Origin of the sequence: Budvicia aquatica DSM 5075 = ATCC 35567 (assembly GCF_000427805.1) — a bacterium.
Classification (GTDB): domain Bacteria; phylum Pseudomonadota; class Gammaproteobacteria; order Enterobacterales; family Enterobacteriaceae; genus Budvicia; species Budvicia aquatica.
The window spans coordinates 65,027-78,632 of the sequence record NZ_KE386585.1; the positions used below are offsets into that span (position 1 = coordinate 65,027).

At 41.2% G+C, this 13,606-nt stretch carries 10 protein-coding genes and 2 pseudogenes; 3 read left to right on the top strand and 9 right to left on the bottom strand.

Going from position 1 to position 13,606, the window contains the following annotated elements; all coding sequences use genetic code 11:
• Nucleotides 1-50: 50 nt before the first annotated feature.
• Nucleotides 51-935, bottom strand: coding sequence for a hypothetical protein (locus YWE_RS0122375; RefSeq protein WP_029096464.1), 885 nt, complete (start codon nucleotides 933-935; stop codon nucleotides 51-53).
• A gap of 167 nt (nucleotides 936-1,102) precedes the next feature.
• Nucleotides 1,103-1,348, bottom strand: a complete 246-nt coding sequence (locus tag YWE_RS0122380; protein WP_036016915.1) for a Flp family type IVb pilin — start codon at nucleotides 1,346-1,348, stop codon at nucleotides 1,103-1,105.
• A gap of 932 nt (nucleotides 1,349-2,280) precedes the next feature.
• On the opposite strand from YWE_RS0122380, the pseudogene YWE_RS32170 reads away from it, so the two are divergent.
• Together YWE_RS32170 and YWE_RS0122385 are read left to right on the top strand one after the other, a co-directional pair.
• Nucleotides 2,281-2,394: pseudogene (locus YWE_RS32170) on the top strand (JAB domain-containing protein); the annotation flags it as partial.
• 227 nt (nucleotides 2,395-2,621) lie between these two features.
• Entirely contained in the window at nucleotides 2,622-2,864 is a 243-nt protein-coding gene (locus YWE_RS0122385) for a hypothetical protein (protein WP_029096466.1), read from the top strand.
• A 126-nt stretch (nucleotides 2,865-2,990) separates the two neighbouring features.
• Here the strand turns inward: YWE_RS0122385 and YWE_RS28400 are convergent, their stop codons facing one another.
• From YWE_RS28400 to YWE_RS0122430, 7 genes and pseudogenes are all read right to left on the bottom strand, one after another.
• Complete coding sequence (locus tag YWE_RS28400) at nucleotides 2,991-5,753, bottom strand: autotransporter outer membrane beta-barrel domain-containing protein (protein ID WP_051323525.1); 2,763 nt, start codon at nucleotides 5,751-5,753, stop codon at nucleotides 2,991-2,993.
• 231 nt (nucleotides 5,754-5,984) lie between these two features.
• Nucleotides 5,985-6,263, bottom strand: a complete 279-nt coding sequence (locus YWE_RS30810; RefSeq protein ID WP_071605921.1) for an IS1/IS1595 family N-terminal zinc-binding domain-containing protein — start codon at nucleotides 6,261-6,263, stop codon at nucleotides 5,985-5,987.
• Between the two features lie 688 nt (nucleotides 6,264-6,951).
• Nucleotides 6,952-7,596 carry a tyrosine-type DNA invertase gene (locus YWE_RS28405; protein ID WP_051323526.1) on the bottom strand — a complete coding sequence of 215 codons (645 nt, stop codon included), beginning with the start codon at nucleotides 7,594-7,596 and terminating at the stop codon, nucleotides 6,952-6,954.
• Nucleotides 7,597-7,928: 332 nt separating this feature from the next.
• Nucleotides 7,929-8,540 carry a tyrosine-type recombinase/integrase gene (locus YWE_RS0122410; protein WP_029096468.1) on the bottom strand — a complete coding sequence of 204 codons (612 nt, stop codon included), beginning with the start codon at nucleotides 8,538-8,540 and terminating at the stop codon, nucleotides 7,929-7,931.
• Between the two features lie 364 nt (nucleotides 8,541-8,904).
• Nucleotides 8,905-9,222: an acid-activated periplasmic chaperone HdeA gene (hdeA, locus tag YWE_RS0122420; RefSeq protein ID WP_036016918.1), complete on the bottom strand. Its 318-nt coding sequence runs from the start codon at nucleotides 9,220-9,222 to the stop codon at nucleotides 8,905-8,907.
• A gap of 188 nt (nucleotides 9,223-9,410) precedes the next feature.
• Nucleotides 9,411-11,189: pseudogene (locus tag YWE_RS28410) on the bottom strand (SulP family inorganic anion transporter).
• Between the two features lie 76 nt (nucleotides 11,190-11,265).
• A complete protein-coding gene (locus tag YWE_RS0122430; RefSeq protein ID WP_029096471.1) occupies nucleotides 11,266-12,219 on the bottom strand; it encodes an FUSC family protein in 954 nt (317 codons plus the stop codon).
• Between the two features lie 359 nt (nucleotides 12,220-12,578).
• Here YWE_RS0122430 and YWE_RS0122435 point away from each other — a divergent pair, with 359 nt between their 5' ends.
• Nucleotides 12,579-13,244 (top strand): DUF1345 domain-containing protein, encoded by a 666-nt coding sequence (locus YWE_RS0122435; RefSeq protein WP_029096472.1) that lies wholly within the window; start codon nucleotides 12,579-12,581, stop codon nucleotides 13,242-13,244.
• Nucleotides 13,245-13,606: the final 362 nt, after the last annotated feature.

The following is a 13,606-nucleotide window of genomic DNA, read 5'->3' on the forward strand; positions in this document are numbered from 1 at the left end:
ATTCTATTCCAGATTTGAAGTGCGACCCTTCATGCATAATGAAAACGGTATTAACCACGTAACTCAGTAACACCATCCCTAGCAGGTGCCAATCCCGGTGATGGATAGTTATTTTCAGGTAAATATGGCGCCTCTTCCACCATACCGCTGTTTCCTTCATAAAGCTGGAGAAGTACATCTAAGGTCAATTCCTCTTGCTCTTGCTCTGTCGCCGGAAACAATGCTAATTTAGCGCCCATCTCTAAACCTTTAAGAATTTTGACATCTTCATTATTTAACTCTGCCACTATCTGACTACCTTCAGCAACGGTGTAAACACCATCTTTCTCCTTCCGTTGGGCTTTATTAATCGACAGCACACGCTTATTAGATATAACTCTTTTAAGACTGCGTCCTGTAATTGATGTTGGTGGAGAGACAATACTCTCTCGCATATCTCTACCAACTTCTCGACCATAAATTAGATAAATATCAACGCCGGTACCGACTTTAATATTATCCAGCAAATAATTTTCATTATTTTGCAGAGTAAAGGTATAGATGACATTACCTGGCATCAGAAACAATTCAAAGTAATCACCCGTTCCGGGTTTAGCCAGATGTTCTGTTGTCAGCTGTGAATTTTCTTTTAAATCAGTTTTCAGCGCCCAACCGTTAATATCATCTAAGCTACCCATGGCGCTGCGTTCAGAAGGAGTAACCTCATTGTCTTCCTTCTTAATTGTTTCAATACGATAGTCTTTCTCTGATAAAATCGCACTACGGCGGAGATCGTGAGTTAATACAATTTTTTTGATCTCAATAAACGGCTTTACTTCTTTTACATTTTGATCCGAAATGACATCCCTGTCTGAATCGCTCTTGCTGAAAACAAAAATACCTACAACCCCGACCAAAATCATTAATATATAAACAATGACAAGCTTTCTTTTCATCTTAATCCCTTTGTTGCAAAGCAAATAAATAAAAAACCACTACCAATACCAAAGGTATTGATATTTTAGCCGAGGGTATATTGTAAGATTTTCAGCAATACGTAAAATTCATCACATAAAAAGTTGTGACAAATATTCTTTAAGTGACTACGGATGATAAAATTATATTATGATCCTGAACCACCACCCATCAGAGCAGTTATTTTAGTCTGCAACGTTGTAAAAACTCCCGTTAACATTGTATCCACTGGCCCATCAGTACCAAATACGACCAAAACAACTGCCGCGATCCCCGCAACGACAATTGCGTATTCAACTGCAGTTACACCATCTTCTTTTTTCAAGAAGTTTTTGATTTTGTACCCAATGATATTTGCACGACAATAACTATTAATCATTAATTTATTTAACATACTTTTCTCCTGTATAAAAATAAACACTGCAAAAATATAGTATAACCTGCAGTGTACTTATCCAACTTAGCGGTCTACTTTTTATTACTCTGAAATTTTCTCCCTTACAATTTTATGATATTTTTATTTATTGTCTTCCTTGATATAGAACGATAGCTACCGCACGAAAAAAAATTAAAATATTTTTTCGGTATTATTTACTGCAGGACAAAAGAATCCCCCGTAAATATCATTATTTTCGGCAACAACAATGAATACAGTCACAATAAAAAATTGGGCTATGTTCGTTTTCTTTCTTATTCCTTATTCAAAAATTTTATCCACTGCCCTACTTTATTTTTATTAAACGAGTATAATTTTATTACGATTTGTCCTGCCAGATTATTAATCTGGTGAACTCAGAAATTTCATGATGGCTCCAGTCACTGGAATACATCGTCACAATAAAGGAGTTGATATCACTATTTTCATCTAATTCTATATTCTCCTCCTTGTATATTTTATAAAATATATATAATGCTTTACCTGTTTTAAGTATACCCACAATAACCACACAAGAACTGTGCTTTTTGTGCAAACTATCAATTTCATTTATCTAAACGATCAATTACTTTGATCGTAAACAGAAATAGCTTGAAGGAAACTAGTCAATTTAGTTCCCCAAGGCATAACACTCTCGCACTTTATCAACACAGACCAGAGGTTACCTCCGTTTGCAGGTAGGTCAATTAGAAATAGGCGCCTGTATGATTTTATACCCGGATAACAACAAATTATTTATTACCTTTAATATCAATGTATTATAATTAATTAATAAAAAATCGGTATATCTCAACGAGTATATTAAAGCATGTTTAGCATTTAATACCGCGGCGGGCATCCTTGCTCACAATCATTTATCCGATCTGACAGAATCCTAACAAACCGATCATTTAATCACCAAAAAATTAGAAGAAGTGTTATCGCTAGTTGGCGTCAAGATCTTAGACCACTTTATTATTGACCATGGTAAATTAATCTCATTTAATAAACATGATTGGCTATAAATCAAACAAATCTAATCCGCGATGATATATTAACAGCTCAATCCTCAATGCAATTCCTCCTTTCCCCCTCAAAACAATCCCGACAAAAAACTCGCCCAAAGCGAGCAATTTATTACCACCGAACAACTATCAACATGTCGTTAACCGCTAACTACGGCTATCCTTAAAAATGAACGCATTTCAATCACTACCTTTTATTCCTATTTACGCTCGCTAAGGAGATATGAATGAAATACAAATTTGAAGATGTCGATACCGCCTCGCCAAGTAGCTCAGATGATGCCATTCAAGCCTTGCTTGCGGCCTTTGCCGCACTAGCGGCATCTGTTGCACAAGGTTCAGACGAAAAGAAACAGGATATTTTGAGTAAATTAGACCAAGTGCTTGAGCTTAATAAAGGTGTGGATTGCTACGTAGAATTAGCAAGAATTGGTCAAATCACTAAAATCGCACTATATGGAAAAGAGTAACTTCATCGCCTTTTGCCTACTCAGATGATAATGGCCTGCAGCGCAGCCCCTGTTTTCACAGGGATAAATAAAAAAGCAGCGACAGAAAAAATCCTATCGCTGCTTTTATTGGTTTTCACACTTTAATCAGAAGCTGTATTTAACGCCAAACATTCCCTGTGTATCAGTATAGGAATCGGTGCCCCACTGCTGAGCCACGTTGGCCCACGTACTGACGTTATTGCTAAGTTTACCTTCGATACCCAATTTCAGTTCGCCGATATCCTTCGCCCCTACCTGACTGTTTTTCACATCATTCATAATCACCGTATAGTTCTCGGTATTATGAATCCAGTTCACTTCAACAAAAGGCTGGAACTCACGATCTTTACCGTCATCAATCTGGCTGTGTCCGTTGGCATAGGCTCGCAGGCCTAAGCGAGTCATCAGATTGTTATTGGTATCATCTTTCACCCGGGTACCGTTGGTTTCGGTGTAGTCATTAGCGCTTACGCCCATCCAGATAACCTGAGCTTTTGGCTGTAGCCAGTAGCTGGTACGCTCACTTTCACCCACTTTAAAACTATAGCCGCTTTCAATAGATGCGGTAACGCCGTCAGACTTATAGTCTTCCATATGCAGTTGTTCACCCTGTACTTGGTTGTTAAACCAGTTATACAAGGCCCAAGTATCTACATAGATACCGGTTTTATCGGCATTATTCGCGTACCAGGTGCCATACAGGCCAACGCTGTAACCGTCAACCTTACCGGTTGAGGAGTAACGGCTAACGTCTGAATGGGTTCTGCTGCTGTTATTAGCATAACCGGCCATTGCACCAACGTGCCAGCGGTCTAAGCCATCCGTACTCCATTGGGCTAAGTCCCCCCCTAATTGCATCACATAACGATTGCTGGTGGTACTCAACTGGCCGCTGCTGTCGTTAAAACGATTGTGACCGCCAACGTTGCGTAACCACATGCTGGTCACGCGTTTCTCGCCGGTTAACGCGTCGGTATATTGTGTTTCACCCAGTCTGTCGTGCAATCTGGTGATAAACATAGTGTTAGCCGCCGCTAAGTTAGCAATATAGCTACCCGATTCAGGGCGATATACCGGATCAACATTGGCAGGCGTTGGGTTTGGTGTTGGATCCGGGTCCGGCGTTGGATCTGGATCCGGCGTTGGGTCCGGGTCCGGTGTAGGATCTGGCGGAAGTCCGGAAATCAGATACCAGTTCTTAGCATCTGCTCCATTAATCGTTGAACCTGAACGAACAAAATAGTCATAAGAACCGGCAACAATACGTTGGCTATTGCTAAAGGTACCGCCTGAAAGACCACCTACCTCAACAATTTCTATCCCTTGAATGGTTTGCGCGCCGAAACCACCAATATTATTAATAGCAACGTCGGTATGGCCGGAGGTGTTGCCTTTAACGATTAACTTATCCGTCGCAGAAGCGTCATCACCCAAAACCGTATTGAGCACTAAGGTTCCGTTGTTACCGTTATAATCATTATCGACAGTTAGCGTCTTAGGCGTAAATGCAGCCCCTGCCAGCGGTTCACTGTATTTTAGCGTTGCGCCATTTAACGTTAGGTTAGTCAGCTCTGAATCACCGATCATATTCCAGATACTGTTAACTCCATCAATATTTAAATTGATCACGCCTTGGTTATCAGTCACCGGGTTACCGCCGGCGTCATTGTAGGTATAGGTATCTAACTTGGTCATACCGGTAAAGTTACTGGTATCTGTCATTGCCAGATCAATCAAACCTGATTGTGCAAACAGATTACCGGTAATGTTGTAAATACCTGAAGCGCCCGATGTGACCTTAGCGGCATCATTAACGATAGTGCCCGCCCCATCATAGAGTTTGTCATCACTACCGATATAGTAATTAGTTTTAGATGAAGAAATAACGGAGCCATCACCTAAGGTATGCATCGCGTAAGCGGTATCAGGCTGAGCTAAAGTGATTGTAGTATCACCGGTGAGTTCGATTTTTCCGCCCAAGGCATTAAAATTATTGCCGAGGGTTAGTTTTTTCTCCGCTCTGAGCGCATCAGCGCCTGAACCATCAGTAGAGATATTAACGGCGGCAGAGCTACCTTGTAGTTGTACAACGCCACCTTTATTTGCATAAACCGCATGGCCATTATTGCCGGTGGTTTTTATGGTCGCACCTGAGCCGATAACGGCAACCGCATTGGTTCCAGAGGCGGTACCATTGGTTAATACGCTATCCCGGTTACCGGCATATACCGCGTAACCCAGCGTATTTGAGCCGTTAGTCCCTGTGCCGCCGGCCTGAATATTGGCATTGTCACCAATATAGGCCAAGTTATAGAAAGGAGCCTGAGACGATAAGTTAACCCGAACTGCAGTACCGTCTCTAACAATAATATTGCTGGACTGACCAAGATAAACCCGCCCGTAACCCGCCCCGGTATTAGGGCTTTGCGCAACGTTAATTCCGTTGCTGTTGCTCCCGGTGGCAGTTAGCGTCGCATTATCACCGGCAATTACCGTATAAACGCCATTCACCGATGAGGTACCATTAGTTCTAATGGCATCTACAAAGCTGCCTGATGTCGTTACCGTTAAGCTATCGCCAAAAGTAAACGCCGGATGAGGGCCATTCATCGAGAAATAAATACCGTTAGTATTAGCGGTTTCATTTCCTCCGCCGATATTTTTACTGCCTGAAGTGGTAATAGTCACATTGTTACCGCAGTTGTTAGAAGCGGTATAAGAGCCGCCAAAAACCGTGATATTGGTGATTGTTGCGCCATTTCCGCAGGCTACGTTTGCATCAGCCAGAGCAACATTACTCATTAATGGAACTAATAATCCGATTGATATAAAGGACTCAACAATGCGATTCCTTTTAAATATTTTCATTTTTTATTCCTTTAAAAGACAAGAGAAAAACACTATTCATCTTTGCCGCTATTACCACTCCACTTATTCACGGCGTTTGATACAACCTATTTAAATAAAAACAAATAAGTTGCTTACTGAAATAAACCTTCACTCAACCCAGAAAAACACCAATAGCAACCTTCCACGGCTCTATACGTCAGCCACAGGCAATAGCTACTTTAAAAACTCACTGCTACTCTTTGGAATGCTTTAAGAACAAACATCCCCGGTTAATATAAACATATGCCGACCGATCACGTTTAACCCTACGCCTAATTGTCTGGCTATTTCTTCGTTACTTTTTCCTTCGGACCACATTTTTTTAATCAATCGATGAATATCTGATTCATTTCCTTGGTAGAGATAATTGGCTTGAAACGTTCGATGACAGGCAACGCACAAGTAGCGCCTAATTCCGGCTCTGGACTTACCGTGTCGGCGAACATACGTTTTCTCTTCACAGTAATGACAGCAAGGCTTTATTTCCATACGTCCCCACACATTGTTATTTGCAAAAAATTTAGACGTTATATTTAAATCTAATGATTAACGCAGTGCCGTTATCGCTATCGCCAACTCATGTTCAATTCATCATGATTGTGTTGCGATATTTAAATCCATTTCACCAATACCGGACAATCAAATAAACAACATTGCGCCCAGCGAAAAATTCGATCATCAAATATTACTCTTTGAATACCAGGAGTACGGTATAGCCGTTTTTCATCAATTGATTAATGTGTATAGGGCACGTTTCCCTAGCCCTTCTATCAGCTAGAGTAAAATAAGAAAAGGCATAATTAATCAATCGCGCAATAGGGCGAATAAAAGATAACCTGTTTAAAAAATACAACTTTTTTACAATTATTCTTCTTATGTTATCCATTTTCAACCCCCATCCTTAGATACAAAAGACAACCTTACTGGTACCTTCTCTGATTGACATTTAGGACCATTTTGACAATAAAAGTTTAAGATACCAAAATTAGCCGAATATCATGGATGATATTCCTATTTTCAATCATTTTTAGTTTATTTAACTTTCGAAACTGAATGGTAAAAATTTAATAATTGATTTTTGAATATGTTATTTTAAGTTATTTATTTCAAATACAATAAGTTGCTAAAAATTCAATTGCAAAACATCTCTTATTATTCAAAAAGATGATGTAGAGCACTAGATATTTATTTCAGATTTAGCGACAATACCAAGGACGCCAACGCATACTTTACACTTTGGTCCTAATTGTCGTTTATTTTGTATATTTTTTAATCGCCATATTCCCCTGAATCTTGCTGCATTACTCGCCGTATACCGCACCGTATGGCGAATGTTCCGGTGTCCGAGATAATCCTGAATTAATCTGGTATCAATGCCCCTGTCTGCCAGAGCAAAACCGCAGGCATGACGCAACATATGCGGATGTGACTCAAACGAACATTGCGCTTGTTTTCCTAGCCCGCGAATAATGTTGTAAAATTGTTGCCTTGATAGCGCCTTACCTTTTGAGGTGGCAAAGAGCCAATCACACTCCATATCAGCTTCAAATCGGCGCACATTTAACCACTTTTTTATTACCTGGATTTCCTTTACCAGCAAAGGATGTACCGTTGAAAAGCCATTTTTAAGCCGACTGACATTCAGCGTCCCACCGCGTAGATCTAAATCAGAAATGCGTAAGCCCAGCAGCTCGCTGGCCCTTAACCCATGCAAATAAGCCATATAGATCAGGCAATAATTCCTTTCACTATGACGAGTCGTCCGGCTGGCTTCCAACAGTGCTTCAACCTCGGGTCCTGATAAATACTTTCTTTTTGGCATCATATTCCACCTCTAAACAAATAAACAATCGCACAAGAACTAATGCGTTGCATTAATTCCATCTGAGTTTTTACCGGCTATCAATCAGAGTAAAGATGAATTATTAACTTTATTCAAAGAAAATCAAATCACACAATAGCCATGATATTAATATGGCTATTGATTATAAGATGAGCAAAAAGGATTTATTGAGTATTACTTGGTGGAAGTATGTACCTGCATATAAATTAACTCATACACAGATACATTTTATTTTTATGATTAAGATCGCTTAATGAAAAGATGATTTATATATAATAATGACTTTCGCCATATCTTATTAAAATAAAAATTCAGTCCATTTTTAATACTATATCCGGGCTAGTATTAAATACCATTTGAGGTTCCGACATATTTTGCCATGCGCGATTAAATCGCTTGGGATTGCTGGCAGTATAGTGCACCGTATGCCGAATATTACGATGACCAAGATAATCCTGAATCAGTCGAGTATCCATTCCTTGATCGGCTAAACTATAGCCGCACGCATGCCGCAACGTATGCGGATGTAAAATAACCGGCAAGTTAGCTTGCTCACCGTACTTTCGAATTAAACTATAAACCCACTGTCGGGAAATTCGCCCTCCTTTATTAGAGGTAAATAACCAGGGATTACTTTGATTGCTTGGTTTTTTATTACGCTGGGTAATCCATTTCTCTAACAGCGTAATTTCACTATCCAATAACGGATGTATGGTCGAAAAACCATTTTTTAATCGTGCAATATAAAGCGTCTGTGAAACCATATCGATATCAGAAACCCTTAAACCGGTTAACTCACTGACTCGTAGCCCGTGGATATAAGTCATAAATAGCATACAACGGTCCCGATAATAATCGGGCTCATCCGGTAATTGTTTAAACACCAACTCCCACTCATGCTTGGTAATATAGCGACGCTGCATTTTTTACTCTGCCTTTAGTCAACACAAATTTACGGCATACCTGAGTACTGAGACAAAATCTAGAATCAGATATGAAGATGGATATATTTAAGATGCGTTGCTATTGAACCCTACTCTGACCAAGAGTCCAACCAAATAGGCGTAAGAGTGTTGATGTAAAAATTAAATGAACCAATATTGGCTATATTATCGATTCTCATCGTCAAGTAATGATGACCAACCCGTTTCCGAGAATGTCGGTTTTAAGCTTACCAAAAAACGCCTGATAAAATATATCAGGCGTTTAAATACCGAAAAGCATAACGTATTGCAGGAGTGGATTAATGGCTTGACTCAGATTATCAATTTAATCTAACTCTATTAATTACATATCTTTTTTAAGCTTCTCAAATGAAGCTTTCAACTTACTCAGAAATGAAGACTGAGCGTCTTTTTTACATGCATCGATAACGATCGGCGTTATCTTTTCAATTCCGTCAACGTCAAGCACCGCGTCTTCCACCGTCCCTTTTTGGTTTAAAAGGGCACCAATACCTACCGCTGTCGGCTTATAGCTTTCATCTAAGGCAATAAAATCCTCACAGGTCCACGATTTTATTGGCTTTTTTGTTTCTGCTGCATTAGACATAGTTGAAAATATCAATAAACTTGCAGCACCGATCAATAACATCTTGATTTTCATCAGTTAACCTCTCTACTTTATTGAAGATTGCCAATTATTACTTCCTGCATATATAAATATAGTTAGCAAATGAGAGTTCCACAAAAAAATGCTTATATTTTTCTTTACTAAAACGCATAGTGATATGATTTAACCGCTTAAAGAAAAAACCAAAAAACCAATTATAATCAAATAGATATTAGCTATTGCTATTGGCCTTTCGACTCACGGTCACCACCAATATTATCTTTAGCGCTGTCAGAGGCAGATTGCATCGCTGAATCTTGCTCTTTAACCTCCATTTGCAGGTTATTGCTTTGAATCATCCGAATAGCAAAGTAAAGGTCCGGTACCAACAATAAGTTTACATCCTTACGTATAATCTGATTTTGAACCAGCCATTCATCCAGTTCGGTAGTTCGCCCTGCCAAAACCAGCATGACGCCTCGAGTTTTCAATTCAGCCATCAGCTCTTTAAGGGATGAAAACACGCTGGCATCATTATAGGTAAAACAGATAGCAGCATCGATCGCCACTCAGTTTGGCCGCTTAGCAGCACTGTCTACCATCTTCAGTACGCGGGTTTTAAAGTAGGCTACGTTGAAATAGGTTAGCGTGGAGTTAAAGCGATACATCAACAAGCCATCAACGGGCTTGATATGGTTTCCGGAAGAAACCGTATGAATAATGCCCTGACTATCGACCCCGAGTAGCTGATCGGTTGGCCTAAAGACGGTATGAAGAAACTGAAGTAAACCAAGCAGAATGGCAAAGCCAATGCCGTCAATAAGGCCGACAACCAATACCGCGGCCAGGGTGAATAACGTCAAGGCATAGGCTGAACGGCTATGCTTTCTGATAGAAAATATACTTTTAATACTGAACATAGACCATGCTGCATAAATTAACACGGCCCCCAACGTTGCCAGAGGAATAAAGCTAATAAAGCGGGTAAGAAAAAACAGCACCAGCGCTATCATCAGCGCAGCAACCAGTGACACCATCTGCGTCTTGCCACCATTGGCATCATTAACCGCAGTACGACTGGTTGCCCCACTTACGGCATATCCCTGAGATAAACCGGCAGCTAAATTGATATAGCCCAGTGCGCGCAATTCCTGATCGATATCGACTTCATAACCATTTTTATTGGCGAAACTGCGTACCGTCATCATGCAGCTGACAATGCTAATTACCGAAAGATTTAGCGAGGGAATGATTAACGCTCGCAGCAACTCAGGATCAAAATGAGCCATACTGATATGGGGAAGCCCATGACCAAAACTGCCGATAATGGCAATTCCCATTGCATTGAAGTCCAACTGCCAACTTAATAATGTCGCCAGCGTCATCACAATAAGGGGGGCGGGCCAGCCGGGACGTAATGCTTTCAAAATAAACAGGATAACCAGACAAACAGTCGACAGCGCCAACGTTAACCAATGTGTACCCGCTATCTTGCCAGGCAACGCGATCAGGCTTTCGATGAGATCTGATGGCAGTGCGCTTAACCCCAAAATATTGGCTATCTGCCCGACAACGATAGTCACCGCCACACCATTGAGTAATCCTTGTAAAATAGGCGGGGAAAGAAAATCAGCAAAAATAGCCAAACGGAAATGGCCTGCAACCAAGCACCAAAATCCGGTCATAATGGTTATGACAATCGCTAATAGCCACAGCATATCCTGATTGCCCAGGGCCAGCGGTGCAACAGCGGCAGTGATTATTGCGCAGGTTGCTGCATCAGGCCCGACAATCAACTGTCGTGAGCTACCAAACAGCGCATAGACAACCATAGGGAGAATACAGGCATAAAGGCCGATGATAGGGTTAATGCCCATCAGTTCGGAATAAGCGATCGCAACAGGTAATGCAACGGCTGCAACAGAAAGCCCGGAACGAATATCATATTTTAGGTTTTTTTTATCGTAGTGAATAAAGCTTTCAAGCCCCGGAACCCACTGTTTTACCTTGCTAAGCTGCATAATATTTAGCTCCTCGATAATATTTACCGCGACCATCGAAAGGGTAAACGCGCACAAGATTTATCCCTGTCATTTTTTATAGTTCATCTGGTAATACCCATAGTGCCAGCGCCGTGATAAACAACCCGCCCACGGTCAGCAACACCCTGTCGGTCGCAATAAGCAGTGCCGATGAGCCCGGATGCAAATTGAAGGTTAACGCGACGGCCGTTAGACAAAATGTCCAGATGGCATAGTGCTTAGCACCAATCATTAACATGCCAAAAACCAGCAGCAATACAAAAAATACGTGCAGCAGCGGGAAGGTATAAAGCCCGAGTAATAACCCGCCAAAGCAGGCACCCAATAGGCTCCCCAATGCCCTGTCCCTAATGCGCTTTTTGGTTTGCTGACGAGTCGGCTTCATCACGCGCAATGCAGCAGCTGGCAGCCAACAGGGATGGGTACTGGGTACCATAGTTGCCACGATGCTGGCTATTAAAGAGACCCCTACCATGCTGGCTAAAAAAGGTTTTTGGCTACTTAGCCAATTGGGTTTATTTACTGCTTTAGTATCCTCGGTAGCCGTTGCAACCAAGGCGAAAGTCATGATCCCTCCCCAAACGGTCCCGCTAAAAAAGTAGGTTAAAAAAAAAACCTCATCGCCATCAGCGGCCTGACCAACGGATAAAAAGAAGGCCAAAGCCGCCAACGCTACCGGCAAACTTAGGACGCTTTTTCTGAGTTCAGATACACCCTGAATAAAAGCAACGATCGCGGCAAAAAGGAAAAATGCCAAGCTCCCCAATATAACGCTCGCACCAATGGCAGAAAAAACGCTGTGGACCAACGCTGAAATGGCTAATACCAACCATGCCCTGCGCTTTGGTAAAAAGGGAAAAGAAATAATCATCAGGTAAGTACCAAATGAAGCAATACTTCCGGCAGCCGCATTGTGAGTCATAATCCCCAGCAACCATGGCGCTACTACTCCGGTCGCCAGTAAAAATGAACGGACAATATTGATAAACCTTTGTGATGTCATATACATATGATTAACCTACATCAAGTGCTAATTATGGCAATCAATAAGAACCGGCTCTGACTGCTAAATAATGTACTGATAAACAAATAGTAAAAGAGCAAGGTTCCGGGTTCTGACCAATCAAAATAGACTTACAGTAAATTTTAAAAATCCCATAAATTCAAATTGTTAACTGGTTACTACTTTTGGATATATTAACTCGGTGATGCAGCGTTTCTAACGCGTCGATAAGGCATTCGCTACCCTATTGCGATATTACTGATAGAGAGTAGTCGTAAACTCAGTATAGCTATATTTTATTGATACTTATCCTGTCTATAATAAATGTTATCGGTTCAGCAGCGACTTAAGGAGACGCGCTATTTATGAATCCTTCGCATTTTTTTAAACATTATCTGCGACATCGTCCTCGACTATTGATATCTGTCTTAGCGGGGATACTGTGTTTTTTCCTACTACCAAGCAGTATCTCTTGGCTACAGCGCCTGATGATCGCCTGGAACCTGTTGGCTTTCCTTTATCTGGTCTTATTAAGCCGTATGATGTTGCGCAGTAATACCCGACATATACGTGAAGTTGCCAAAACGCAGGATGAAAGCGCGCGGGTTGTCCTCTTTATGGTCTGTATCGCCTGCGTCGTGAGTATATTGGTTATTCTGCTGGACCTTGGCACCGCCAATAATGCCCCCGGGTCGGCAAAAACCCTGCACTTACTTCTGACCGGCAGTACACTGATGCTCTCATGGTTACTGTTGCCTACCGCGTTCGCAATGCACTATGCACATCTGTATTATCGCCAATCGGAGAGTGACGGGCTTGGGCTGATATTTCCTAATAATTTGGTAGAACCCAGCTATTGGGACTTTCTCTATTTCTCTTTCATTATCGGCGTCGCTTCACAAACCGCCGATGTCTCTATTGGCAGTTCAGATATACGTAAGGTATCGCTACTACAGTCGGTGCTCTCTTTTATTTTTAATATGGCTATTCTCGGTTTATCGATTAACGTAGGTGCAAGCCTGATCGGATAAGTCGATTAAATTTATTAGCCTGAATAGAGATCAAAAAAGCCTCGTGATTAAACGAGGCTTCAGATTGCTGACAAACCTCAAATACTAAAATTTAGGTGTTAAAAAACTTAAACGCAGGGAGAGCTTTCCGTTGGGGTCGTAGCAACTTTAGTTGCCGGAGGGCCCCTAGGAAAGGTAGGCCCGGAGCCCTCAAAGCTCAAAACCTCGCCCTTCGGCCGATAGAAAAAATAAATATTCCAATAATGATTATGCGGACGAAATTTGCACTGAAATCAAATTAGATCACTTTGTCATTAGTCTGAAGCCTCGTGATTAAACGAGGCTTGGTTTTTTGTCACTTAGCGAGAGCTAAAAATGGCTTT